General features: G+C 30.8%; 32 protein-coding genes and 1 pseudogene. 32 read left to right on the top strand and 1 reads right to left on the bottom strand.

Features of this window, described 5'->3' with window-relative positions; genetic code table 11:
* Positions 1–51 precede the first annotated feature (51 nt).
* From rpoB to ACIJYC_RS03600, 32 genes are all read left to right on the top strand, one after another.
* Positions 52–4,137, top strand: a complete 4,086-nt coding sequence (gene rpoB / locus ACIJYC_RS03755; protein WP_435168051.1) for a DNA-directed RNA polymerase subunit beta — start codon at positions 52–54, stop codon at positions 4,135–4,137.
* A 2-nt stretch (positions 4,138–4,139) separates the two neighbouring features.
* Positions 4,140–8,312: a DNA-directed RNA polymerase subunit beta' gene (gene rpoC / locus ACIJYC_RS03750; RefSeq protein WP_435168048.1), complete on the top strand. Its 4,173-nt coding sequence runs from the start codon at positions 4,140–4,142 to the stop codon at positions 8,310–8,312.
* A 170-nt stretch (positions 8,313–8,482) separates the two neighbouring features.
* A complete protein-coding gene (gene rpsL, locus ACIJYC_RS03745; RefSeq protein ID WP_023648422.1) occupies positions 8,483–8,854 on the top strand; it encodes a 30S ribosomal protein S12 in 372 nt (123 codons plus the stop codon).
* Complete coding sequence (gene rpsG, locus ACIJYC_RS03740) at positions 8,854–9,324, top strand: 30S ribosomal protein S7 (protein WP_028036888.1); 471 nt, start codon at positions 8,854–8,856, stop codon at positions 9,322–9,324. The genes rpsL and rpsG overlap by 1 nt, the downstream gene beginning before the upstream one ends.
* Before the next feature lie 6 nt (positions 9,325–9,330).
* The gene (gene fusA, locus ACIJYC_RS03735) at positions 9,331–11,409 is read left to right on the top strand and encodes an elongation factor G (RefSeq protein ID WP_435168046.1); all 2,079 of its coding nucleotides are present in this window, start codon (positions 9,331–9,333) and stop codon (positions 11,407–11,409) included.
* Between the two features lie 2 nt (positions 11,410–11,411).
* On the top strand, positions 11,412–11,720 hold the full coding sequence (rpsJ, locus tag ACIJYC_RS03730) for a 30S ribosomal protein S10 (protein ID WP_023648425.1): 309 nt from the start codon (positions 11,412–11,414) through the stop codon (positions 11,718–11,720).
* 2 nt (positions 11,721–11,722) lie between these two features.
* On the top strand, positions 11,723–12,433 hold the full coding sequence (rplC, locus tag ACIJYC_RS03725; RefSeq protein WP_435086895.1) for a 50S ribosomal protein L3: 711 nt from the start codon (positions 11,723–11,725) through the stop codon (positions 12,431–12,433).
* Positions 12,433–13,056 (top strand): 50S ribosomal protein L4, encoded by a 624-nt coding sequence (rplD, locus tag ACIJYC_RS03720; RefSeq protein ID WP_435168043.1) that lies wholly within the window; start codon positions 12,433–12,435, stop codon positions 13,054–13,056. Before rplC ends, rplD begins: the two co-directional genes overlap by 1 nt.
* 1 nt (position 13,057) lies before the next feature.
* Positions 13,058–13,351, top strand: coding sequence for a 50S ribosomal protein L23 (rplW, locus tag ACIJYC_RS03715; protein WP_435168041.1), 294 nt, complete (start codon positions 13,058–13,060; stop codon positions 13,349–13,351).
* A gap of 3 nt (positions 13,352–13,354) precedes the next feature.
* Positions 13,355–14,194 carry a 50S ribosomal protein L2 gene (gene rplB / locus ACIJYC_RS03710; RefSeq protein WP_435168038.1) on the top strand — a complete coding sequence of 280 codons (840 nt, stop codon included), beginning with the start codon at positions 13,355–13,357 and terminating at the stop codon, positions 14,192–14,194.
* Positions 14,194–14,490 (top strand): 30S ribosomal protein S19, encoded by a 297-nt coding sequence (rpsS, locus tag ACIJYC_RS03705; RefSeq protein WP_435086901.1) that lies wholly within the window; start codon positions 14,194–14,196, stop codon positions 14,488–14,490. Before rplB ends, rpsS begins: the two co-directional genes overlap by 1 nt.
* Positions 14,491–14,492: 2 nt before the next feature.
* Positions 14,493–14,891 (top strand): 50S ribosomal protein L22, encoded by a 399-nt coding sequence (rplV, locus tag ACIJYC_RS03700; RefSeq protein ID WP_028036894.1) that lies wholly within the window; start codon positions 14,493–14,495, stop codon positions 14,889–14,891.
* Positions 14,875–15,555 carry a 30S ribosomal protein S3 gene (gene rpsC / locus ACIJYC_RS03695; RefSeq protein WP_435168035.1) on the top strand — a complete coding sequence of 227 codons (681 nt, stop codon included), beginning with the start codon at positions 14,875–14,877 and terminating at the stop codon, positions 15,553–15,555. The genes rplV and rpsC overlap by 17 nt, the downstream gene beginning before the upstream one ends.
* Positions 15,555–15,965, top strand: a complete 411-nt coding sequence (gene rplP, locus ACIJYC_RS03690; RefSeq protein WP_023648433.1) for a 50S ribosomal protein L16 — start codon at positions 15,555–15,557, stop codon at positions 15,963–15,965. The genes rpsC and rplP overlap by 1 nt, the downstream gene beginning before the upstream one ends.
* Position 15,966: 1 nt before the next feature.
* Positions 15,967–16,158, top strand: coding sequence for a 50S ribosomal protein L29 (gene rpmC, locus ACIJYC_RS03685; RefSeq protein WP_435168032.1), 192 nt, complete (start codon positions 15,967–15,969; stop codon positions 16,156–16,158).
* Entirely contained in the window at positions 16,151–16,387 is a 237-nt protein-coding gene (rpsQ, locus tag ACIJYC_RS03680) for a 30S ribosomal protein S17 (RefSeq protein ID WP_023648435.1), read from the top strand. Before rpmC ends, rpsQ begins: the two co-directional genes overlap by 8 nt.
* Positions 16,387–16,755: a 50S ribosomal protein L14 gene (rplN, locus tag ACIJYC_RS03675; RefSeq protein ID WP_008544079.1), complete on the top strand. Its 369-nt coding sequence runs from the start codon at positions 16,387–16,389 to the stop codon at positions 16,753–16,755. The genes rpsQ and rplN overlap by 1 nt, the downstream gene beginning before the upstream one ends.
* Positions 16,756–16,757: 2 nt before the next feature.
* Complete coding sequence (rplX, locus tag ACIJYC_RS03670) at positions 16,758–17,003, top strand: 50S ribosomal protein L24 (RefSeq protein WP_435098299.1); 246 nt, start codon at positions 16,758–16,760, stop codon at positions 17,001–17,003.
* Entirely contained in the window at positions 17,003–17,557 is a 555-nt protein-coding gene (gene rplE, locus ACIJYC_RS03665; protein WP_435088971.1) for a 50S ribosomal protein L5, read from the top strand. Before rplX ends, rplE begins: the two co-directional genes overlap by 1 nt.
* A gap of 2 nt (positions 17,558–17,559) precedes the next feature.
* On the top strand, positions 17,560–17,865 hold the full coding sequence (gene rpsN, locus ACIJYC_RS03660) for a 30S ribosomal protein S14 (protein WP_435098305.1): 306 nt from the start codon (positions 17,560–17,562) through the stop codon (positions 17,863–17,865).
* 11 nt (positions 17,866–17,876) lie between these two features.
* Entirely contained in the window at positions 17,877–18,272 is a 396-nt protein-coding gene (rpsH, locus tag ACIJYC_RS03655) for a 30S ribosomal protein S8 (RefSeq protein ID WP_435088975.1), read from the top strand.
* Positions 18,272–18,811 carry a 50S ribosomal protein L6 gene (gene rplF, locus ACIJYC_RS03650; protein WP_435088977.1) on the top strand — a complete coding sequence of 180 codons (540 nt, stop codon included), beginning with the start codon at positions 18,272–18,274 and terminating at the stop codon, positions 18,809–18,811. The genes rpsH and rplF overlap by 1 nt, the downstream gene beginning before the upstream one ends.
* On the top strand, positions 18,811–19,167 hold the full coding sequence (rplR, locus tag ACIJYC_RS03645; RefSeq protein WP_435088979.1) for a 50S ribosomal protein L18: 357 nt from the start codon (positions 18,811–18,813) through the stop codon (positions 19,165–19,167). The genes rplF and rplR overlap by 1 nt, the downstream gene beginning before the upstream one ends.
* Before the next feature lie 2 nt (positions 19,168–19,169).
* The gene (gene rpsE / locus ACIJYC_RS03640; RefSeq protein ID WP_435086916.1) at positions 19,170–19,685 is read left to right on the top strand and encodes a 30S ribosomal protein S5; all 516 of its coding nucleotides are present in this window, start codon (positions 19,170–19,172) and stop codon (positions 19,683–19,685) included.
* The gene (gene rplO / locus ACIJYC_RS03635; protein WP_435088981.1) at positions 19,685–20,137 is read left to right on the top strand and encodes a 50S ribosomal protein L15; all 453 of its coding nucleotides are present in this window, start codon (positions 19,685–19,687) and stop codon (positions 20,135–20,137) included. Before rpsE ends, rplO begins: the two co-directional genes overlap by 1 nt.
* A 9-nt stretch (positions 20,138–20,146) precedes the next feature.
* Positions 20,147–21,427, top strand: coding sequence for a preprotein translocase subunit SecY (gene secY, locus ACIJYC_RS03630; protein ID WP_435168029.1), 1,281 nt, complete (start codon positions 20,147–20,149; stop codon positions 21,425–21,427).
* Entirely contained in the window at positions 21,428–22,069 is a 642-nt protein-coding gene (locus ACIJYC_RS03625) for an adenylate kinase (protein WP_435168026.1), read from the top strand.
* A gap of 55 nt (positions 22,070–22,124) precedes the next feature.
* Positions 22,125–22,508 (top strand): 30S ribosomal protein S13, encoded by a 384-nt coding sequence (gene rpsM / locus ACIJYC_RS03620; protein WP_435168023.1) that lies wholly within the window; start codon positions 22,125–22,127, stop codon positions 22,506–22,508.
* Between the two features lie 2 nt (positions 22,509–22,510).
* Entirely contained in the window at positions 22,511–22,960 is a 450-nt protein-coding gene (rpsK, locus tag ACIJYC_RS03615) for a 30S ribosomal protein S11 (RefSeq protein WP_080658537.1), read from the top strand.
* Entirely contained in the window at positions 22,960–23,988 is a 1,029-nt protein-coding gene (locus ACIJYC_RS03610) for a DNA-directed RNA polymerase subunit alpha (RefSeq protein ID WP_435168020.1), read from the top strand. The genes rpsK and ACIJYC_RS03610 overlap by 1 nt, the downstream gene beginning before the upstream one ends.
* Positions 23,988–24,431, top strand: coding sequence for a 50S ribosomal protein L17 (rplQ, locus tag ACIJYC_RS03605; RefSeq protein ID WP_435168017.1), 444 nt, complete (start codon positions 23,988–23,990; stop codon positions 24,429–24,431). The genes ACIJYC_RS03610 and rplQ overlap by 1 nt, the downstream gene beginning before the upstream one ends.
* 10 nt (positions 24,432–24,441) lie before the next feature.
* A complete protein-coding gene (locus ACIJYC_RS03600; protein ID WP_435168014.1) occupies positions 24,442–25,359 on the top strand; it encodes an RluA family pseudouridine synthase in 918 nt (305 codons plus the stop codon).
* Here the strand turns inward: ACIJYC_RS03600 and lipB are convergent.
* A pseudogene (lipB, locus tag ACIJYC_RS03595) lies at positions 25,337–25,953 on the bottom strand (lipoyl(octanoyl) transferase LipB). The gene ACIJYC_RS03600 and the pseudogene lipB sit on opposite strands and share 23 nt — an antisense overlap.
* Positions 25,954–25,997 lie beyond the last annotated feature (44 nt).

Here is a 25,997-nt window from a genome sequence, read left to right as displayed (position 1 = left end):
TAAGAAAGAATTCGAATACTGATTATTTTTAATCAGTATTATTAAATATAAATGCAATTATCTTTTACTGAAAAGAAAAACATAAGAAAAAGTTTTGGTAAACTAAAAGAAAGTTTATCTATTCCAAACCTAATTGAAGTACAGAAAAATTCTTACAAAGAATTAACTGAATTTTATGCTGAAACAGAACTTACAAAAGGTTTTGATAGAGTTTTTAAAAGTATATTTCCAATTGAAGATTTAAATGACAAAGCAACATTAGAATATGTCTCGTACAGATTAGACAAACCTAAGTTTGATGTAGAGGAATGCATTACGAGAGGTTTAACTTACTCATCTGCTCTTAAGTGTACTTTAAGATTAGTTGTTTATGAAATTGATCAAGATAATAATACTAAAGATATATTGTCTGCAAAAGAACAAGAAGTTTATATGGGTGAAGTACCCATGATGACTAACAGTGGTACTTTTATTACTAATGGCGTTCAAAGAGTTGTAGTTAATCAAATGCACAGAAGTCCTGGTGTATTTTTTGATCATGACAAAGGTAAAACTCACGCAAGTGGTAAACTATTATTTAATGCAAGAGTTATTCCGAACAGAGGCTCTTGGTTAGATTTTGAATATGATGTTAAAGATTTTTTATATTTTAAAATTGATAGAAAGAAAAAAATTTTTGCCTCAACTTTATTGTTATCATTAGGCTATACTAAAGCTGAAATCGTTGATGAATTTTATGAAAGTGAACAATTTAACTTTGATCCTAAGACTGAAAAATGGAAAACAAAATTTAATCCAGAAAATTATAAAGCAAAAAATTTCTCCGAAGAAGTTACAGATGCCAAAACTGGTGAAGTAGTAATTAAGTTAGGTGATAAAATTAATTTCCTTAATGCAAAAAAATTAGCTAACGATGGCCTTAAAGATATTTTGGTAACAAAAGAGTCTATGTATGGAAAGTTTCTACATAGAAATGTTAAAGTTAACGATGAAGAAGAGGGCACTTTTGCAATCGGAACAGAATTAAATGACGCTGTAATTCAACAAATATTAGATGCAAACATCCATTCGTTACAAATTTCCGTAACAAACTCAATTAATAAAGGACCTTATTTATTAACAACTATTTTAAATGATAAGAATAATACTAAAGATGAAGCTATTACCGAAATCTATAAAATGCTTAGACCTGGTGAGCCACCAACAATTGAAATAGCTACTCAAATTTTCAATAATTTATTTTTTAGTTCTGACAGATATGACCTTTCAGACGTTGGAAGAGTTAAAATGAACTCGAGGTTAGAACAGGATTGTTCAGACAAAATTACAATTTTGAGAAATGACGATATCATAGCAATTGTTCATAAGATGTTAGATTTAAGAGATGGAAAAGATGAAGTTGATGATATTGACCATCTTGGTAATAGAAGAGTACGTTCTGTTGGTGAGTTAGTTGAAAATCAAGCACGTATTGGTGTCTACAGAATGGAAAGAGCGATAAAAGAAAAAATGACAACTTTAGATGTTGAGTCAGCAATGCCTCAGGATTTAATTAACGCTAAACCTTTAACAGTTTCTTTAAAAGATTTTTTTGCAAGTTCACAACTTTCACAATTTATGGATCAAACTAATCCATTATCAGAGATTACACATAAAAGAAGGGTTTCAGCTTTAGGACCTGGTGGGTTAACAAGAGAAAGAGCTGGTTTTGAAGTTCGTGATGTTCACCCAACTCACTACGGAAGAATTTGTCCGATTGAAACACCAGAAGGTCCAAACATTGGATTAATAAACAGCTTATCAACTTATGCAAAAATTAACAAATATGGTTTTATTGAAAGTCCATATAAAAAAGTAAAAGATGGTGTTGTTCAAAATAATGTTGAGTATTTATCTGCAATGGAAGAAACAAAATTTACTATTGCACAGGCAAATACTAAATTAGATAAAAATGGAAAAATAATTGAAGAATTGGTTTCTTGTAGACAAAATTTAAATTTTCTTTTAGCTAAACCTGAAACTATTGATTACATTGATGTATCACCTAAACAACTTGTATCGGTTGCTGCTTCGTTAATACCTTTTTTAGAAAACGATGACGCTAACAGAGCTTTAATGGGATCTAACATGATGAGACAAGCAGTTCCATTATTAAAACCTGAATCACCTTTGGTTGGAACGGGTATTGAAAGTGATGTTGCTTTAGACTCAGGTGTTACTATTGTTGCTAAGCGAGATGGAACAGTGGATAAAATTGATGGTAAAAGAATTGTAATTAAAGCTACTGAAGAAACTGACTTTACAAAATCAGGTGTTGATATCTACAATTTGCAGAAATTTAAAAGATCAAATCAAAATACGTGCATCAACCAAAAACCTTTAGTTAGAGTTGGTGACAAGGTTAAATCTGGAGATATTATAGCTGATGGTCCTTCTACTAAATTAGGTGAATTAGCTTTAGGTAAAAACGTAACTGTAGCCTTCATGCCATGGCAAGGTTATAATTTTGAGGATTCAATTTTGATTTCTGAAAGATGTGTAACTGACGACGTGTTTACTTCTGTTCATATTGTCGAATATGAAATTATGGCAAGAGATACAAAATTAGGTGAAGAAGATATAACTAGAGATATTCCAAATGTTAATGAAGAAGCATTAAAAAACCTTGATGAGTCTGGTGTTGTTTATATTGGTGCTGAAGTTAATGCAGGTGATATTTTGGTTGGAAAAGTAACTCCTAAGGGTGACTCTGCTTCAGGACCTGAAGAAAAATTATTAAGATCAATATTTGGTGAAAAAGCTATAGATGTAACAGATACATCTTTAAGAATGTCTAGAGGAAGTAGTGGGACTGTTGTTGATGTAAGAGTATTCAATAGACACGGTATTGAAAAAGATGAAAGATCAATTACGATTGAAAGAGCAGAAATTGAAGAAGTTCAACAAGACAAAATTGTTGAAGAAGAGATTTTAGAGAGAAGCATTAAACAAAGAGCATCACAATTTTTATCAGGATCTTCTTTAACTAAAAAAGTAAAAGATTTATCTGAAGGTACTAAATTAGATTTCGAATCAATAGATAATTTACCTATCAATGATGTTTTTAAAATTACAGTCGGCAATGTTAATGATGAAGCAACTTTAGCTCAACTTAAAGATCAATATAATAAAGCAAAACAAGATATTACCGAAAGATTTGAAGATAAAGTTTTAAAAATTAGAAGTGGTGACGATTTACTCCCTAGTGTTATGAAGATGGTTAAAGTTTTTGTTGCAATTAAGAGAAGACTAAGACCTGGAGATAAGATGTCTGGAAGACACGGTAACAAAGGTGTTGTAAGTAAAATTGTTCCTGTTGAAGACATGCCTTATAGAGAAGATGGAAGACCTGTTGATATTGTTTTAAATCCACTTGGTGTACCAAGTCGTATGAATGTTGGTCAAATTTTAGAAACTCACTTGGGTTGGGCTTGTAAAGAATTTGGCGAAGAGGTTAAAAGATTAGTCAATGAGAATAATAAGAAAATTGAAAAAACTGAAAAAATCTCAAAATTTTTAAAATCTGTTTATGGTGAAGAAATTTTTGATGATAAAGTTGAAAAATTAAGCAAGCCTGAATTCAAAGATTTAGTTGAAACTTTACAAGACGGAATAGCTATTTCAACACCAGTATTTGATGGTGCAAAAGAAAAAAATGTTACAGAAATGCTGGAGCTTGCTAAATTACCAGGTTCGGGACAAACATATTTATGGGATGGAAGAACAGGTGAAAAATTTGATAGACCTGTGACAGTTGGAATAATTTATATGCTTAAACTTCATCATTTAGTTGAAGACAAAATTCATGCTAGATCAACAGGACCTTACAGTTTAGTTACACAACAACCTTTGGGTGGTAAGGCTCAATTAGGTGGTCAAAGATTTGGTGAAATGGAAGTTTGGGCATTAGAAGCTTATGGTGCATCATATACACTTCAAGAAATTTTAACTGTTAAATCAGATGATGTTGCTGGAAGAGTTAAAGTTTATGAAACTATTGTTAAAGGCGAGGAAAATTTTGAGTCAGGTATACCTGAGTCATTTAACGTTCTAGTTAAAGAAATTAAATCATTAGCACTAAATGTGGAGCTTAATTAAAAATGAAAAAAGAACTAACAGATTTATTTAAAAACACTGAGATTTCAGAAGCTCAAAATTTTAATAGCATCAAGATAACATTAGCCAGCCCTGAAAAAATTAAATCATGGACTTTTGGTGAAATAAAAAAACCAGAAACAATAAATTACAGAACCTTTAGACCTGAAAAAGATGGTCTATTTTGTGCTAGAATATTTGGCCCAATTAAGGACTACGAATGTTTGTGTGGAAAGTACAAACGAATGAAATTTAGAGGAATTATCTGTGAAAAATGTGGTGTTGAAGTAACTAAATCTAATGTTCGAAGAGAACGAATGGGTCACATTAACTTAGCAACACCTGTTGCTCATATTTGGTTTTTAAAATCTTTACCAAGCAGAATTGCTTTAGCAGTTGATATGAAACTTAAAGAAATCGAAAGAGTTCTTTATTTTGAAAACTTTATAGTAATTGAACCAGGTTTAACTGGATTACAAAAAAATCAACTTCTCAATGAAGAAGAATTAGCCAAATATCAAGACGAGTTTGGTGAAGAGTCATTTGAGGCTGGCATAGGCGCTGAAGCTGTACTTGAAATGCTAAAAAATTTAGATTTAGAATTAGAAAGAAAAAATCTTATTAACTTTATTAAAGAAACAAAATCAAAAGTTAATGAAGAAAGAGCAATCAAAAGATTAAAATTAGTTGAGTCATTTATTGAAACAGGACAAAAACCTGAATGGATGATATTAACAGTAGTGCCAGTAATCCCACCTGAACTAAGACCTTTAGTGCCTTTAGATGGCGGAAGATTTGCTACATCAGACTTAAATGATCTTTATAGAAGAGTTATTAACAGAAATAATAGATTAAAAAGATTAATGGATCTAAAAGCTCCTGATATCATTGTTAGAAATGAAAAAAGAATGCTTCAAGAATCAGTGGATGCATTATTTGATAATGGTAGAAGAGGCAGAGTAATAACTGGTACTGGAAAAAGACCACTTAAATCTTTAGCCGAAATGCTAAAAGGTAAACAAGGTAGATTTAGACAAAACTTACTTGGTAAAAGAGTGGACTACTCAGGAAGATCAGTAATTGTTGTTGGCCCCGACCTAAAACTTCATGAGTGTGGTTTGCCAAAAAAAATGGCTTTAGAACTATTTAAACCATTTTTATATGCAAGATTAAATAAGCTTGGATTAGCATCTACAATCAAACAAGCAAAAAAATTAGTTGAAAAAGAAACAAATGCTGTTTGGGATGCTTTAGAACTAATCGTTAGAGAACATCCAGTAATTTTAAACAGAGCACCAACACTTCACAGATTAGGTGTACAAGCGTTTGAACCTAAACTTATAGAAGGTGATGCAATTGAATTGCATCCTTTAACTTGTGCTGCTTTTAACGCTGACTTTGATGGTGATCAAATGGCTGTTCACGTTCCATTAAGTTTGGAAGCTCAATTAGAAGCTAGAATATTAATGCTTTCTACAAACAACATTTTATCTCCATCTAATGGTAAGCCAATCATTGTACCAAGTCAGGATATGATTTTGGGTATTTATTACCTTTCTCAAGAACCTATGACAGATAAATCTTCGGGATATTTTGTTGATGTTGATGCTATTGAATTTGCTTTAGCTTCAGACCAAATTAAAGTTCACAGCACGATTATATCAAGAATTGAAACAGTTGATGAAAACGGAAACAAGAAATACGAAAAATACACATCAACAGCTGGAAGATTTTTATTAGCAAATTTACTTCCAAAAAATAGCAATATTAAATTTTCTTTAGTTGATAGATTACTACCTAAGAAAACTGTTTCTGAAATTATAGATGTAGTGTTTAGATTTTGTGGACAAAAAACAACTGTTATATTCTGTGATAAATTAAAAGATTTAGGATTTAAACATGCTTTTAAAGCTGGAATTTCATTTGGAAAAGACGATCTTGTAATTCCAGAAAGCAAAACTCAATTAATCGAAGACACAAAAGGATTAATAGCAGATTATGAAAATCAATATTCTGAAGGATTAATTACAAGAGGTGAAAAGTACAACAAAGTTGTAGATGCTTGGTCAAAATGTACAGATAAAGTTGCTGGTGAAATGATGAAGGGTATTTCTGCTACTGAAAAAACCCCAGAAGGTTTAAAAATTAATTCAGTTTATATGATGGCTGATAGTGGTGCTAGAGGATCTGCAGCACAAATGAAACAGCTAGCTGGAATGAGGGGTTTGATTGCAAAACCTTCAGGTGAAATTATCGAAAGCCCAATTATTTCTAACTTTAAAGAGGGTTTAACAGCATTAGAGTATTTTAACTCTACACACGGTGCTAGAAAAGGTCTTGCAGATACAGCTCTTAAAACTGCAAGTTCAGGTTATTTAACTAGAAGACTGTGTGATGTTGCTCAAGATTTAACAATTACTAAAGTTCAATGTGATGATCCAGGATTTATCGAACTTTCAGAAATTTTAGAAGGTGGAAATGTCGTAGTCAGCCTATCTGAAAGAGCTTTAGGAAGAGTTACTGCAGCTGATGTAAAAAACCCACTTTCTGGTGAAGTTGTAATTAAAAAATCAAAAATGATTGATGAAGCAGGTTGTGATTTGATTGATGCTGCTGGTGTAAAATCACTTAAAGTTTATTCTGTAATGACATGTAGTTCAAAAGAAGGTGTTTGTTCAACTTGTTATGGAAGAGATTTATCTAGAGGTAAAATGGTGCATGTTGGAGAGGCAATTGGAATGATTTCTGCTCAATCTATTGGTGAACCAGGTACTCAGTTGACTATGAGAACTTTTCACGTTGGTGGAACAGCGTCAGTTAAACAAGATTCTCAAATTGTAAGTAAAAACGAAGGTACACTTAAAATTTTAAACTCTAATATTTTAGAGGATTCTAAGAAAAACTTAATTGTTATGGGAAGAAATACCCAACTTTCTATTGAAGATGATAATGGTGTTCAGGTGGCTGTTTATAAAGTTGCTTACGGATCAAAATTATTTTTTAATAGTGGTGATAAAATTAAAGCTAATACAAAAATTTGTGAATGGGATCCGTACACCACACCTGTGATCGCTGAAAAAAGTGGTACAGCAAGTTTTGTTGATTTAATTGATGGTGTTTCAATTCAAGAAACTACAGATGATGCAACTGGTATATCTTCAAAATCAGTTATTGATTGGAGAGCTCAATCAAAAAGCACTGATTTAAAACCAAGAATTACACTTAGAGATGACAAAGGAAATGTTATTAAAAAAGCTGATGACAATGAAGCAAGATATTACTTGGTACCAGACTCAATTCTTTCAATTAAAGATGGTCAAAAAGTTTTTGCTGGAGACGTTATTGCTAGATTACCTAAAGAAACTACTAAGACAAAAGATATTACTGGTGGTCTTCCAAGAGTTGCTGAATTATTTGAAGCAAGAAAAGCAAAAGATAGTGCAATTATTGCTGAAAATGATGGACAAGTTGTATTTGGTAAAGAGGTTAGAGGAAAACAAAGAGTATCTATCGTTCCAGAGGATGGAGCTGAACCTTCAAATTATTTAATTCCAAAGGGAAAACACATTAATTTCAATCCAGGTGAAAAAATACAAAAAGGTGAATACTTACTTGATGGACAACCTTTACCACATGATATTTTAAGAGTATTGGGAATTAAAGAATTAACTGAATATTTTGTTAACCAAGTACAAGAAGTTTATAGATTACAAGGTGTAATTATTAATGACAAACATATTGAGACTATACTAAGACAAATGCTTAAAAAAGTTGAAGTAAAAGTATCTGGTGATTCTAGTTATTTGCCAGGAGAGGTTATTGATAGAATAAAATTTGATATTGTAAATGAAAAGCTAGTAGCTGAAGGTAAGACACCTGCTGTTGGTGAGCGTGTATTGATGGGTATAACCAAAGCTTCGTTACAAACTGAGTCGTTTATTTCAGCTGCTTCATTCCAAGAAACAACTAGAGTTTTAACAGATGCAGCTATTAAAGGTAAAGTAGACCCATTAAATGGCCTAAAAGAGAATGTTATTGTGGGTAGATTGGTTCCTGCTGGAACAGGTCATATTAAAAACAAATGGAATAAAAAAGCACTTGAGGACGATAATAATTTTATTGCTGAACAAGATAAAATAGAAACATCCGAACCTTTAGAAACTCCTGCAAATCAGTAAAAATATCACTTAATACTTGAAGTTTTAGTTTGACAAAGTCAGATTAATAAGTATTTTGGCGATGTTTTTGGTTGGAATGTAGTACCTACTAATAGTACTAAACGCTGCCACAAAATAACCCGTCAGTTATTTTCTTCTAAAAATAAATTAATTAATTTTATAAAAAATTTATGCCAACTATTAATCAGTTGTTAAGAAAAAAAAGAGTTAAACAATTAACTAGGAACAAAGTTCCTGCATTACAAAAACAACCTCTCAAAAGAGGTGTATGTGTTAAAGTTTATACAACTACTCCTAAAAAACCAAACTCTGCATTAAGAAAAGTTGCTAGAGTAAGACTGTCAAATGGTTTTGAAGTTACTGCTTACATTCCTGGTGAAGGACACAATCTTCAAGAGCACTCAGTAGTACTAATTAGAGGTGGTAGGGTAAAAGATTTGCCAGGCGTGCGTTATCATATTTTAAGAGGAAACCTTGATACACAAGGTGTTGCTAATAGAAAAAAAAGAAGATCTTTATATGGAACTAAAAAAGGTAAATAATGTCTAGAAAAAAAACTCAACCAAAAAAAAATGTTGTTCCAGATCCAAAGTTTAATTCAACTATCATACCAAAGTTAATTAACAATATAATGTACGATGGTAAAAGAGGTGTTGCTGCTAAGATTGTTTACGACGCAATAGATAAAATTAAAACAAAATCTAAAGATGAGCCAATTAATATTTTTAATGAAGCTATAAATAATATTAAGCCAACTGTTGAAGTAAGATCAAGAAGAGTTGGTGGTGCTACTTATCAAGTTCCTGTTGAAGTAAAAAGCAAAAGAGCTCAAGCATTAGCTATTAGATGGTTAGTAGATTCTGCAAGAAAAAGAAAAGACAAACATATGTCAGATAAAATTTTTAATGAATTGTTTGATGCTTATGAGAAAAAAGGTGCTGCAGTTAAAAAAAGAGAGGATGTGCATAAAATGGCTGAGTCTAATAAAGCCTTCGCACATTTTAGATGGTAATAAATTATGGCTAGAACTCATACACTAGATAAATATAGAAATATTGGGATCATGGCCCACATCGATGCTGGTAAGACTACTACAACAGAAAGAATTTTATACTATACAGGTAAAAGCCATAAAATAGGTGAAGTGCATGATGGTGCTGCAACTATGGACTGGATGGAACAAGAACAAGAAAGAGGAATTACAATTACCTCTGCTGCAACTACTTGTTTTTGGAATGATCATAGAATTAATATTATAGACACACCAGGTCACGTAGATTTTACAATTGAAGTTGAAAGATCCCTTAAGGTTTTGGATGGTGCGGTATGTGTTTTTGATGGTGTTGCAGGTGTAGAGCCTCAGTCAGAAACTGTTTGGAGACAAGCAGATAAATACAAAGTGCCAAGAATTTGTTTTGTGAATAAGTTGGATAGAACTGGTGCAGATTTTTTTAGATGTGTTGACATGATTAGAGATAGATTGGGATGTAAACCACTACCAATTCAAATACCAATTGGAATTGAAGCATCATTGTCTGGTGTTGTAGATTTAGTGAAAATGAAAGCACAAGTTTGGAAAAATGAAGCTTTAGGAGCTGAATGGGAATACAAAGATATTCCAGATGATTTAAAAGAAATATCACAAAAATATAGAACTGAATTAGTTGAAACAGCAGTTGAACAAGATGAAAAATTAATGGAAGCTTATTTAAATGGTGATGAGATTAAAGAAGAAGATTTAGTAAAATGTATTCGAAAAGGAACTTTAAACTTCAGTTTCGTGCCAATTACTACAGGTTCGGCTTTTAAAAATAAAGGTGTTCAACCATTACTTGATGCTACAATAAATTATTTACCTAGCCCAATTGATATTGGATCAATTAAAGGTACTAAGCCTGGTTCTGAGGATGAGATGGAAATGAAATTTGAAGATAGCCAGCCATTTTCCGCATTAGCTTTTAAAGTTGCAAACGACCCATTTGTTGGTTCTTTGACATTCATAAGAATTTATTCAGGTACTATAAAAACTGGAACAGGAATCTATAATTCATCAAAAGAAAAAGAAGAAAGAGTTGGAAGAATGTTATTGATGCACGCTAACTCTAGAGAAGATATTAAAGAGGCTAATGCTGGAGATATAGTAGCACTAGCTGGATTAAAATACACTATAACAGGTCACACATTATGTGATGAAGAGAAACCAGTTTTATTAGAACCCATGGAATTTCCAGATCCTGTTATAGAAATTGCTGTTGAACCGAAAACAAAAGCTGACCAAGAAAAAATGGGTGAAGCTTTGGGTAGACTTGCTAAAGAAGATCCTTCATTCAGAGTTACTTCTGATGAAGAGTCTGGTCAAACGATTATTAAAGGTATGGGTGAATTACACCTAGATATAATTGTTGATCGTATGAAAAGAGAATTTAAAGTTGAAGCTAATGTTGGTGCTCCACAAGTTGCTTATAGAGAGACATTAGAAAATGCATCTGAGGTTGAATATACTCATAAAAAACAAAGTGGTGGTGCAGGACAATTTGCAAAAGTTAAACTTTTAGTTGAACCTCAAGAGCCAGGTGCTGGAAGGTCTGTTGAAAGTAAAATTAAAGGTGGTGCAATTCCAAAAGAATTTATTCCAGGCGTAGAAAAAGGAATAGAAACAGTCTCAGACAATGGAATTTTATGTGGATTTCCAATGATTGATTATAAAGTGACAATTTTAGATGGATTACACCATGATGTAGACTCAAGCGTTCTTGCTTTTGAACTTGCAGGTAGAGCTTGTTTTAAAGAAGCATGTACTAAAGGAACATTAAAACTGCTCGAGCCAGTAATGAGAGTTGAGGTAGTTACTCCAGAAGATTATATGGGTGATGTAATAGGTGACCTAAATAGTAGAAGAGGTCAAATTAGTACCCAAGAACAAAGAGGTAATGCCACTGTAATAACAGCAATGGTTCCACTAGCTAATATGTTTGGATATATAAATAATTTAAGATCAATGTCTCAAGGAAGAGCCCAATATTCAATGTTCTTTGATCATTACTCTAAAGTGCCACAAAACGTACAGGACGAAGTAACTAAGAAGATAGCAGGGTAATTATGGAAAAACAAAATATTAGAATTAAACTTAGAGCATACGATAACAAAATTTTAGATGCTTCTACTGAAGAAATAGTTAACACTGTAAAAAGAACAGGGGCAACTATTAAAGGACCTATTCCATTACCAACTAGAATAGAAAGATACACAGTTTTAAAAGGTCCTCATATTGACAAAAAAAGTAGAGAACAATTTGAGTCAAGAACACATAAAAGATTAATAGATATTATAGAGCCAACACCACAAACAGTAGAAGCTTTAATGAAACTAGACCTTGCATCAGGTGTTGATGTGGAGATAAAAATTTAATTATGACTGAGATTGCTTTAATCGGAAAAAAAATAGGAATGACTAGAGAGTTTTATAAAACTGGTCAGCTTGTTCCTGTGACTGTACTTAAGGTTGAAAAAGCTAGAGTTATCCAAGTTATTGATGAAGAAAAAAGAGGCTACAAGGCAGTGCAACTTGGTTATGGAAAAATCAAAAATTCCAAACTTACAAAAGCTATGAAAGGCTTTTATGCTAAAAAAAATACTGAAGCTAAAAAGAAACTAAAAGAATTTAGAGTAAAAGATACCGAGACTTATAAAGAAGGTAATGAATTTGGCCTTGAAATATTTAAGGATACAAAATTTGTTGATACAAGGTCAAAAACTATAGGTAAAGGATTTGCTGGAGCAATGAAAAGATGGAACTTTGGAGGCCTAAGAGCCAGTCATGGTGTATCAGTTTCACATAGAGCCCATGGTTCAACAGGACATAGCCAAGATCCCGGCAAAGTATTCAAAGGAAAAAAAATGGCTGGTCATATGGGTGACAGACTTAGAACAATGCTTAACATTGAAATAATTAAAACAGATTTAGAAAACGAACTTTTGTATTTAAAAGGTTCAATTCCAGGTTCAAAAAATACAGAAGTTGTAGTTAGACAATCTGTAAAAAATATAAATAAAATGACTGTATCTGAAAAAATTGCAGCAGCAGAAGAAGCTAAAAAAACACCTGATAAAAAGAAAAAATAATGAAAATAGAAAAAATAAGCATTGATGGAAAAAAAGATACTATTGAAGTATTAGATAAAATATTTTCTGCAAAAATTAATAGTAAACTTGTTAGTAGTGTATTGTATAAAACCAACGCTAATTACAAAGGTAGACACGCTAAAACGAAGCAGCAAAATGAAGTAAGTGGCCCTACATCAAAAATTTATGCCCAAAAAGGAACTGGTGGAGCAAGACACGCAAGTAGAAAAGCACCAATATTTGTTGGTGGTGGTATAGCACACGGTCCTAAGGGTGAACTTGCTTACAAAAAAAGAAAATTAAACAAAAATGAGAAGAAGCTAAGTGTAGCATCTTTAATTACTGAAAAAAATAAAGACAAAAATTTATTAATTTTAAGTGATTTTTCAACTGAAATAAAAAAAACTAAAGAAATGAATGCAATTATTCAAAAATTAGAAATATCGAATTCTTTAATTATATTAGACAAAGCCTCTAAAGAAAAAATTGAAAAATCAGCTAGGAACATTCCAAATGTTAAAGTAACTGATGTAAACCATTTCAGCTCATACGATATTATAAAATTTAAAAAAGTTGTTTTTACTGAAAGCTCGGTAAAAGAACTAGAAAAGAGATATTCTTAAAATGGACAAAATACATTTATACGACAAAATTGTCTCTCCAATGGTCACAGAGAAGTCAACAAATTTGTCAGAACAAAATAAAATTGTTTTTAAAGTTGCTGCGGGCGCGAACAAAACAAACTTAAAAAAAAATATTGAAAAAATTTTTAAAGTAAACGTGACTAAGATTAATATAATTAACAAACAGAATAGAGTTAAAATCACCAGAGGAAAAAAAGTAAGAGTTTCTGGTTTTAAAAAAGCAATAATAACACTTAAAAAAGGTCAAAGTATTGACCTAACTACAGGAATTTAATAAATGGCACTAAAAACTTTTAAACCTTACACAAAATCTACCAGAGGCACTATTCTGGTTGATAGGACCGGTCTGTGGAAAGGTAAACCTTTTAAATCACTTGTATCTCCAAAAAATGCAATGAAAGGAAGAAACAATAACGGACATATAACTAATATTAATAGATCTGGTGGCCATAAAAAAATGTATAGACATGTAGATTTTTACCGTAAAAAATTTGATATGGCGGCTACTGTTGAAAGAATTGAATATGATCCAAATAGATCGTGTTACATTATGTTAGTAAAATTTGAAGACGGTTCTCATGCTTACTATTTAGCACCACAAAAAATTAAAGCTGGTGATAAAATTGAAAATGGTTCTAAAAAAGAAATTAAAGTTGGAAATTGTATGCCACTCCAAGATATTCCAGTTGGTATAAACATACATAACGTTGAAATTCAACCAGGTGCTGGCGGTAAAATTGCTAGATCTGCAGGTTCGTCAGTAACAATTAGTGGTTTAGATGGAAACTATAGTTTAATTAAACTAGCTTCAGGCGAAGTTAGAAAAATAGATTCTAGATCTTTGGCTACAATAGGAATTTTAACTAATCCAGATCAAAAAAATATTAAAATTGGTAAAGCAGGAAGATCAAGATGGCTTGGAAGAAAGCCACATACAAGAGGAGTTGTTAAAAACCCTGTAGATCACCCTCATGGTGGTGGAGAAGGTAAATCAGCCGGTGGTAGACATCCTGTTTCACCTACAGGTCAATCTGCTAAAGGATTAAAAACAAGAGATAATAAGAGAACAGATAAATATATTGTTAAGAGAAGAAATAAGAGGAAGGATACTAAGTAATGGCTAGATCAGTGTGGAAAGGACCTTTTGTTGAAGAAAGCTTAATGAAAAAAGTTGATAAATACAAAGTTGATCCAAAAAAAATTCCAATTAAAACATGGTCAAGAAAATCAACAATATTACCTGATTTTGTTGGTGTAAGTTTTCAAATTTATAATGGTAAAAAATTTATACCAATCACAATTTCAGAGGATATGGTTGGACACAAATTAGGCGAATTTTCACCTACAAGAACTTTTTATGGTCACACACCAGCGGATAAAAAAGCTAAACCTGCAACAGCGGCTAAAAAATAAAAATGAATAAGACAAAGAAAAAAAATAGAAAAAAAGTAGATACAGTTAAATCTGTAAACAATAGTATAAGAACTAGTGTTAGAAAGCTTAATCCTATTTTAAAAAGTATTGTTGGAAAAAAAGTAGATGTAGCTATTCGAGATTTACAATTCTCAGCTAAAAGAATTAGCAAAGATATTAGAAAAACAATTAGTTCTGCAGTCGCAAACGCAGAAAACAACTTTCAGTATGACATTGATAACTTAGTTGTTAAAGAAGCTTATTGTGGAAAAAAAATTGTAATGAAAAGATTTAGACCAAGAGCAAAGGGTAGAGCCGCACCAATTTTAAAACCTTGGTCAACAGTAACTATAATTTTATCAGAAGTTAAACAAATGGAGAGTCATGGGACAAAAAGTTAATCCTGTAGGTTTTAGATTAGGCATCAACAGAGGTTGGGACTCTGTTTGGTTTGCTAAAAAGAAAGATTTTGGGAATTATTTAATAGAAGATTTTAAAATCAGAGATTATATCAAAAAAAATGTAGTTAATTCTGGTGTATCCAAAGTGATGATAGAAAGAACATCTAATAAATGCTATGTTACTATCTACACCTCAAGACCTGGATTTGTTATTGGAAAAAAAGGTAGTGATATTGATAAAATTAAAAATAATTTATCTAAATTCACAACTAATGAAGTTGCACTTAACATTAAAGAAGTAAAAAAACCTGAAACTAATGCATATTTGGTCGCTGAGAATATTGCTCAACAATTAGTAAAAAGAATTTCATATAGAAGAGCTATGAAAAGATCTATGCAATCATGTATTAGATTAGGAGCAAGAGGAATTAAAGTTTCTATAAGTGGAAGACTTGGTGGAAACGAAATAGCAAGAACAGAGTGGTTAAGAGAAGGCAGTATACCTTCACATACTTTAAGAGCTGATATAGATTATGCTGAAGCAGAAGCTTTAACAACATATGGTATTATAGGAATTAAAGTTTGGATCTATAAAGGTGAAGTTTTTGCAAGAGAGTTCAGTCAAGAAACTAATAAAGCAGCACCAAAAGAGGGTAAAGAATAATGCTTCAACCAGTTAGAACTAGATGGAGAAAAGCTCACAAGGGAAGAATCCATGGAACAGCAACTAGAGCAAGTTCTATTAATTATGGTGCGTTTGCTCTGAAAGCTTTGCAACCAGAAAGAATTACAGGAAAACAAATTGAAGCTGCTAGAGTAGCTTTAACTAGACATATGAAAAGGCAAGGAAGAGTTTGGACTAGAGTGTTTCCAAATATCCCTGTATCAAAAAAACCGATTGAAGTAAGGATGGGTAAAGGTAAAGGAAATCCTGAATTTTTTGCGTGTAGAGTTAAACCTGGAAGAATATTGTTTGAAGTTGATGGTGTTTCTGAACAGATAGCTAAAGAAGCTCTTTACAAAGCTTCAGCTAAATTGCCAATAAAAACAAAAACTATTAAGAGGTTTGCTTAATATGAAAAAACAAGAAATTAAAAAATTGTCAAAGGACGAAATGATAAAAAATATAGATAAATTAAAAAAAGATCTTTTTAATTTTAGATTTCAAAAAATGAATTCACAAGTAACAAACCCTGCAAAAATTAACGAAACAAGAAAAACGATTGCAAGATTAAAAACTATATTAAAAGGAAAAATTAATGCCTAAAAAAATATTAACTGGAGTAGTTATAAGTGATAAGCCAAATAAAACTATAACTGTAATGGTTGAAAGAAAATATTCTCATCCTGTACTTAAGAAAGTAATTAAAGTTAGAAAAAATTATAATGCTCATGATGAAAATAATACATTTAAAACTGGTGATAAAGTTTCAATTATTGAGAGCAAACCGTTTTCGAAAAACAAAAAATTCCAAGTAATGGAGAATACAAAATAATGATTGGTGTACAAACAGAATTACAGGTAGCAGATAATACAGGCGCTAAAAGAATAGAATGTATAAAGGTGCTTGGTGGATCTAAACGAAGATATGCAAGCATCGGTGACACTATTGTGATTGCTGTAAAAGAAGCAATACCAAAAGGTAAAGTTAAGAAAGGTACTGTCCATAAGGCTGTGGTAGTGAGAGTAAAAAAGGGAATTCATAGAAACGATGGTTCAAAAGTTAAGTTTGATAACAATGCTGCAGTTTTAGTTGATGATAAAGGTGAACCAGTGGGAACAAGAATTTTTGGTCCTGTAACAAGAGAATTAAGAAGCAGAGGGCAGATGAAAATAATTTCACTAGCACCGGAGGTTTTATAAAGATGATCAAAAAAGGCTTAAAGGTAAGGGTTTTAACTGGAAAAGATAAGAAAAAAGAAGGTGAAGTTATTGAAATTGATAGACCTAATAATAGAGCCAAAGTTAAAGAAATTAATATGGTTAAAAAGCACGTAAAAACTACTAAAGAGAAAAAGGGTGGAATTGTATCGAAAGAAAGCTTTATACATTTATCTAACCTTAAACTAATTGATGAAAAAGTTACAAAAAAAGCAGAGGCTAAAAAATAATGACACCAAGATTAAAAGAAATTTACAGTAAAGAAATTCAGCCAGCTTTAAAAGACAGCTTAGCTCTTAAAAATATTTTTATGGTTCCTAAAATAGAAAAAATAGTTTTAAATATGGGGCTTGGACTAGATGGTGCTGATGCAAAAATTTTAAAAGCAGCAGAAGAAGATATGGGAAAAATTACTGGTCAAAAACCTGTGATTACAAAATTTAAAAAATCAGTTGCTAATTTTAAAACAAGAAAAGGCTCTAATGCTGGTTTAAAAGTAACATTAAGAAAAAATAAAATGTATGAGTTTATTGATAGATTGGTAAACATTGCACTACCAAGAATTAAAGACTTTAGAGGATTATCTCCAAAAGGATTTGATAAATTTGGAAACTATACATTTGGTGTTAAAGAGCACATTATATTTCCTGAAGTAAGTTTTGATAGAGCTGACAAAGTTAGAGGTCTTGATATTGTAGTTGTAATAAAAGCTTTAAATAAAGAACATGCTTTTGCTTTATTAGAAAAAATGAATTTTCCATTTATTAAAAAAGGAGACAATTAAACATGGCTAAAGTAAGCGCTGTAAACAAAAACGATAAAAGAATTAAACTTTCTGATAGACTTTATAAAAAAAGACAAAGTCTTAAAAAAATTATTATGGACAAAAAGTTACCATTGGAAGAAAGATTTAAAGCACAGCAAAAATTGTCACAGATGCCCAGAAACTCAGCAAAGATAAGGGTTATGAATAGATGCAAAATTACAGGAAGACCACATGGGGTTTATAGAAAATTAAAAATATCAAGAATAGCTTTAAGGGACTTAGGTTTAGCTGGATTAATTCCAGGAATGACTAAGTCAAGCTGGTAGAAAGGAAAATTATGAGTTTAAGTGATCCGATTGGAGATATGATAGCAAGAGTAAAAAATGCTCAAGCTAGAAACCACAAAAAAGTAGAATTACCATCTTCAAATTTTAAAACAAAAATCGCAGATATTCTTAAGAACGAAGGGTTTATTAAAGATTTTAAAATTGCTGCCGAAGATAATAAACCAACATTATCATTGGAACTTAAATATTACTCTGGAAACCCTGTTATCAGTGCTTTTGAACGTGTATCAAAACCTGGTAGAAGAATTTTTTCTAGTGCTGAAAGTCTGCCAAAGGTAAATAATGGACTTGGAATTGCTATTATCTCTACACCCAAAGGTGTAATGACAGATATAGATGCAAGAAAACAACGTGTTGGTGGCGAAATTATTTGTAAGGTATTTTAATGTCTAAAATTGGTAAAATAAGTATTTCTATTCCTGAAAAAGTTAAAGTAGTTTTAGCAGGGAATATAATAAATATTGAAGGCCCTTTAGGAAAAAAGTCAATCGATATTGATTTAGAAATGTTTAATCTTGACATTAAAGAAGGAAAAGAAATTTCAATAAAACCGAAAAAAATTGACCAAGATTCAAAAAGACTTTGGGGAATGAATAGAAGCTTGATTAATAATGCAGTAATTGGATCAAGCACAGGATATGAAAAAATTCTTGAATTGGTTGGTGTTGGATATAGAGCTGCTTTAAAAGGAAAACAGTTAAACCTTCAGCTTGGTTATAGTCATGATATTAATTATGATATTCCTGAGGGGATTAAAATTGAAGTTGAAAAACAAACAACTTTAAAAATTTCAGGTTCAGATAAACAACAAGTTGGATCAGTAGCTTCAAAGATTAAAACTTATAGAAAAATTGAACCATACAAAGGTAAGGGTATCCGTGAAAAAGGTCAGTATGTTCTTAAAAAAGAGGGAAAGAAAAAATAATGAAACTGAATACTACCATTAGAAAAAGATTTAGAGTTAGTAACAAAGTCAAAAAAGTTGCTTCTAAAGATAGATTTAGATTATGTATTTCTAGATCAGCAAAAAACATTTCTGCACAAATAATTGATGATATTAATAAAGTTACTTTATTATCAGCTTCATCAGTTGAAAAAGATATTAAATCAGGTGAAAAAGTAAATAAAACTGAATTGTCAAAAATAGTTGCTACTAAGTTAGCCAAGAAAGCTCAAGAAAAGAAAATTACAAAAATATACTTTGATAGAGGAATATACAGATATCATGGTAGAGTAAAAGTATTTGCTGAAACCTTACGTGAAAATGGAATGGAATTTTAATTATGGATAATTTTAAAGACAAAAAAGCTGACGATATTTTAGAAAAATTAGTTCACATCAACCGTATTACAAAAGTTGTTAAAGGTGGAAGAAGATTTGGTTTTTCAGCATTGGTAGTTGTTGGAAATCAAGCAGGTAAAATTGGGATTGCTCACGCAAAAGCAAAACAAGTTCCAGATGCAATCAAAAAAGCTAATGAAGTAGCAAGAAGAAAATTGATACATATTCCTCTAAGAGAAGGAAGAACAATACACCATGATGTAAAAGCAAAAGATGGTTCTGGAAGAATCGTACTTAGAGCTGCATCAAAAGGTACTGGAATTATTGCAGGTGGACCAGTAAGAGCTGTTTGTGAAGTGCTAGGTGTAAAAGATATTGTTGCAAAATCAATGGGAACTTCAAATGCACATAATGTTATTAGAGCTACGATGAAAGCTTTATTAAAACAAAATTCACCAAAACAAATTTCAGCTATTAGAAATAAAAAAATTTCAGAAATAGTTGAGAAAAGAGGATAATGATAACTTTAAACACTAAAGATAAGATTAATAAATCTAAAATGAGAGTTGGTAGAGGTATTGGATCAGGTAAAGGTAAAACCTCAGGTAGAGGTGTAAAGGGTCAAAAATCTAGATCTGGTGTTGCCATTAAAGCTTTTGAAGGTGGTCAAATGCCTTTATATCGAAGATTACCAAAAAGAGGTTTTAATCCAATTTCAAGAGTTAATATAGCAATTATGAATCTTGAAAAGATTCAGTCATTTATTAATGAAAAAACGATTAATCCCAGTGACACTATAAATATGGAATTGCTTAAAAAATTAAGATTAATCAACAAAAATTCTCAAAAGTTAAAAATACTTGGTACTGGAGAAATTAAAGACAAAGTAAATATAGAAGCAGACTTAGCATCAAAATCAGCAATAGAAAAACTAGAAAAAATTAGTGGATCTATTCAATTGAAAAAATAATAAATTTCAATGAGCGCATCGCCATCAACAAACGATTTAAGAAACAGAATATTATTTACGATATTTATTCTTGCAGTTTACAGATTTGGTACATTTGTTCCTTTGCCAGGTATTGATCCAGAACAACTTAAGATTATGATGGATGGTAACCAAAAAGGTTTACTTGGAATGTTCAATGTATTCGCGGGTGGTGCCGTAAGTAGAATGGCTATATTTGCATTAGGTATAATGCCATATATTTCATCATCAATTATAGTTCAGTTATTAACTGGTGTTTCTGATTATTTTAAAAATTTAAAAGCTCAAGGTGAAATTGGAAGAGCAAAAATCACACAGATAACAAGGTATGGAACAGTAGTATTAGCTACAGTTCAAGGTTATGGTCTATCTGTTGGTTTAGAGTCTTCAGCTGACTTAGTAATAAATCCTGGTGCCTTTTTTAAAATAACAACTGTTACAACTATTGTAGCTGGAACGATGTTTTTAATGTGGTTAGGTGAGCAAATTACTCAAAGGGGTATTGGTAATGGTATATCTTTAATAATATTTGCAGGGATCGTTGCTGAAATTCCAAGAGCTTTAGTTACAACCTTTGAACTTGGAAGAACAGGTGCGGTTTCAACATTTATGATTTTAGCTATTTTTGTTTTATTAATACTAACTATATTATTTATAGTATTTATGGAGAGAGCTTTAAGGAAGATATTGATAAATTATCCTAAAAGACAAATGGGTAATAAAATGTACGGAGGTGAGTCTTCACATTTACCATTAAAAATTAATCAAGCAGGAGTAATACCTGCAATATTTGCTTCTGCGTTATTACTACTACCAGTAACATTTTCAAATTTTTCTTTTTCAAATAATGAAACATTCTTAAACATAAGTTCATATTTTACACAAGGTCAGCCCCTTTATATGATGCTTTACGCATCAGGAATAATATTTTTTACATTTTTCTATACATCAATTACTTTTAATCCAACAGAAACTGCAGATAATCTAAGAAAATATGGTGGTTTTGTTCCTGGTATTAGACCAGGTGAAAGCACAGCATTGTATATTGAAAATATTTTAACAAAATTAACAACTATAGGTGCACTATATTTAACATTAGTTTGTTTGATGCCAGAATTTTTAATTGCTAATTATCCAATTCCTTTTTATTTGGGGGGTACTTCAATTTTGATTGTTGTTGTTGTAGCTATCGATACAGTAACTCAAATACAAACCAGATTAATGAGTTCTCAATATGAGCAATTAATTAAAAAAACTAAATTTGGTAAATAAGTGAATATTATTTTATTTGGGCCTCCTGGCGCAGGTAAAGGCACACAGGCTCAATTAATTGTTAAAAAGCATAACTACTTTCAGTTATCAACTGGAGATCTGTTAAGGAATGAGACAAAAAAGAATACAGATCTTGGTAAAAAAATAGAAGCAGTTATTTCAAAAGGTAATTTTGCGTCAGATGAAATTGTAAATAAACTTCTTAAAAATGCTATTTTAAACCTTAAGTTTAGAGATCGTATTATATTTGATGGTTACCCAAGAAGCATTGATCAAGCAAAAAATCTTGATTTAATCTTAAAAGAATTCAACCAAAAAATAGATTTGATAATTTCATTAGTTGTACCTCGTGAAATTATAGAAAAAAGGATAATTGGTCGAGTAACATGTGATAAATGTAATTTAACTCTTAATGAATTTTTCAACAAAGAAGATATCAATTTACACCCTTGTGGAAAGGAATTCTTTGAAAAAAGAAAAGACGACAATCTTGAAACAATCATGTCTAGATACGATATTTATACAAAAACAACCGAGCCAGTTCTTCGCTTTCTATCGAAAAATTCAAATCTTCAAGAGATTGATGGAACACTCGAAATAGAGGAAATTACTGCTAAAATTGACACTTTTATCAATGTTTAAGACGTTGACTTTGAGTAATCTTATTATATAAAAGGCACAAATTATCACAAAAATTATGGCTCGTATAGCAGGTATCAACATCCCACAAAACAAACTTGTACACATAGGTTTAACTTACATTTATGGGATTGGTGATAAATTTTCTAATCAGATTTGTAGTTCACTTGAAATACCAAGAGTTAAAAGAATTAATGAATTGACTGATGATGAAATCTTAAAAATTAGAGAATATATTGATGCTAATTTTAAAGTCGAAGGTGATCTAAGAAGAGATTATTCACTAACTATAAAAAGATTAATTGATCTAGCTTGCTACAGAGGAACAAGGCATAGAAAAAAATTACCTGTAAGAGGACAGAGAACAAGATGTAATGCAAGAACAAGAAAAGGTAAAGCTATCGCTATTGCAGGAAAAAAATTAACTCCAACTAAAAAATAATTATGGCTAAAGCTGATAAAGTTGAAAATAAAGATCAGAAGGTAGAAAAATCTTCAAAAAAAAGTAATAAAAGTTCTTATTCTAAAAAGAAAAAAATTAAAAAAAATATTTTAAATGGCATTGCTTATGTGCAATCAACTTTTAATAATACAATTATTTCAATCGCAGATACAAATGGAAATGTTATATCTTGGGCATCTGCAGGACAAAAAGGATTTAAAGGATCAAGAAAATCAACTCCTTACGCTGCACAAATTGCTGCTGATGCTGCTGCATCTAAAGCATTAGAATATGGAATGAAAACTTTGTCTGTTGAAGTTAAGGGCCCTGGGTCTGGACGAGAAACAGCTTTAAGAGCATTACAGGCAAGAGGTTTTAAAATTTTATCAATAAAAGATACTACACCCATGCCTCATAATGGAACTAGACCACCAAAGAAAAGGAGAGTTTAATGGAAGTCGAAAATGTGAATGTTAAAAATTGGAAATCATTAATTAAACCATCAAAATTAGATGTTAAAATTAGTGATGACCTAACTCATGCTAAAATTATAGCAGAACCTTTAGAAAAAGGTTATGGATTAACATTAGGTAATTCTCTTAGAAGAATTTTACTTTCATCAATACGAGGTGCTGCTGTTACCTCTATTCAAATTGATGGTGTTTTACACGAATTTACATCTATCAAAGGTGTAAGAGAAGATGTTACTGATATTGTTTTAAACGTAAAATCTTTAGCATTAAAATGTAATTCAGAAGGTACAAAAAAGCTTATCTTGGATGCAAAAGGTCCGGGTGAAATTAAAGCTTCTGATATCGCACAAGTTGCTGATGTAGAAATATTAAATCCTGAACTTGTAATATGTAATCTAGATGAAAATACAAATTTTCACATGGAAATGAATGTAAGTACTGGAAAAGGTTATGTTCCTGCTGATTTAAATAAACCAGAAGAACCACCTTTAGGATTAATTGCAATAGATTCGTTATATAGTCCAGTCAAAAAAGTTTCTTATTCAATAAGCACTGCTAGAGAGGGTAAGGCATTGGATTATGATAAGCTTACTATGGAAGTTGAAACAAATGGCTCAATTTCAGCAGAAGATGCGGTAGCTTATTCAGCTAGAATATTTCAGGATCAATTAAAAATGTTTGTTAATTTTGATGAGCCAGTTGAAGCACCTGTAAAAGAAGTGTCAACAGAACCAGAGTTCAATAAAAACTTATTAAGAAAAGTGGACGAGCTTGAGCTTTCAGTTAGATCAATGAATTGTCTTAAAAATGACAATATAATTTACATTGGTGATCTTGTTCAAAAATCTGAGGGTGAAATGCTTAGAACACCAAACTTCGGTAGAAAATCTCTTAATGAAATAAAAGAAGTTTTGACTGGTATGTCTCTATACTTAGGGATGGAGATACCAAACTGGCCACCAGATAATATTGCAGAAATGTCTAAAAAACTTGAGGAAGCTATCTAATGAGACACGGAATGGCAAATAAGAAGTTAAATAGAACTTCTGAACATAGAAAGGCTCTCTTAAAAAATATGTTAAATTCTTTAATAAAATATGAGCAAATTAAAACTACTTTGCCAAAAGCTAAATTTTTAAAACCACAAGCAGACAAAATTATTACCTTAGGTAAAAAAGAAACATTACAAACAACAAAAATGTTAGTTTCTCAACTTCAAGATATAAAATCTGCTAACAAAGTAAAAAAAACTCTTTCAAAAAGATACGAAAAAAGAAACGGCGGATATACTAGAATTATAAAGGCCGGATTTAGATACGGTGATAATGCACCAATGGCTATTATAGAGTTTGTTGACAGAGATGTGGAAGCTAAAAGAATAGATAAGCCAAAAAAAGACACTAATAAAGACACACCTAAAGCTGAAGAAAAGAAACAAGCAACAGCATAAATTTTAAAAAATGAGAAAGTCATATACCGTTGATTCAACGTGTAATGATATGCGTATTGATCGTTGGACGAGACTTAAAATTGGAAAAATACCACAAGGATTAATTGAAAAATATTTAAGATCTGGCAAAATAAAAATTAATAAAAAAAAAATTAAAAGTTCAATCAAAGTCAAAACTAATGACATTGTAAGTTTTTTTAATTTAGATTTTAAAGAAACTATAATTCAAAAGAAAATTAAATTTGAACCATCACAAGAAATTATTAAATCTAATGAAGATCAAATTATAGATAATAATAATAATTTTGTAGTATTAAATAAAAGTTCAGGAATCTCTGTACAGGGTGGAACTAAATCAAAAAAAAATTTAGTAGATATTTTTGCTAAAAGTGAAATATTTCATGGCACAAAACCATATTCAGTTCATAGATTAGATAAAGACACCTCAGGTGTTTTTATAATTGCAAAAACAAGAGAGTCTGCTCAACTATTAACCTCTTTGTTTAGATTACGAAAAGTTCATAAAACATATTTAGCTATTTGTCATGGTGAATTAAATAAAAATTCTGGTGAATGGAATGATGATCTTATCCGATATGATGGAGAAAAAAAAATTACAGAAAAAGCAAAAACAATTTACAGAGTTTTAGATAAAAATTCAGAGGCAAGCTTAGTTGAATTAAAACCAATTACAGGCCGTAAGCACCAGCTTAGAAAGCAATTATATGCCTTAGGACAACCAATATTTGGTGATATCAAATATAAATTATCCAATTCATCCAAAGGTTTAAATAAAAATTTAATGCTTCATTCATACCAGATTAAATTTATTATTGATGATGTGAAACACACATATACAGCTTTATTACCAGATTATTTTAGAAAATTATTAAAAACAAAAAGACTTAGATTTTCAGGTTTGAGGTAAATTTTTCTATTAATAATTTATCTAAGTTCGTATAATCATTATCAGCAATGCTAATCAAATTGGTGATCCCTTTATCTTCAATTCCACAGGGTATAATTTTTTTATATTGATCTAGATTATTATTTATATTAATTGCAAACCCATGGTAGGCAATCCATTTTTTTACTCTTACTCCAATTGCTGCAACTTTATTTATTGTGTGATTTTTTTTAAACCAAATACCCACATTATTTTTGTCTGAAAATGTTTCTATTTTGTAATCTTTTAAAGTTTCAATAATTGATTTTTCAATACAAGAAATAAATTTTCTAATGTCTTTTTTTTTCTTAAATCTAAAACAAAATAACAGATTAATTGACCTGGTGCATGACATGTTATTTTACCACCACGATTAGTTTTTATTAGATTTATAGATTTATCCAAAATTTCATTTTCTTTATAGCTTGTACCCGCTGTAAATATTTCATTGTGCTCTAATGTCCAAATAAGTTCTTTATCTTTATTCTTATGCAAACTTTCCAATCGCTTCTCCAATAAGTTGATTGCATCAAAATAATTTACTGGTTTTACTGACTTTTTGATCTCTATATTCATTTATGAATTGTATTATCTTAATTATCTATTAATAGTCCAATCTA

The organism is Candidatus Pelagibacter bacterium nBUS_28, from assembly GCF_051200915.1.
Taxonomy (GTDB): Bacteria; Pseudomonadota; Alphaproteobacteria; order Pelagibacterales; family Pelagibacteraceae; genus Pelagibacter.
Note: the sequence above shows the minus strand (reverse complement) of the source record. Positions and strands in the feature narration are given on the sequence as shown.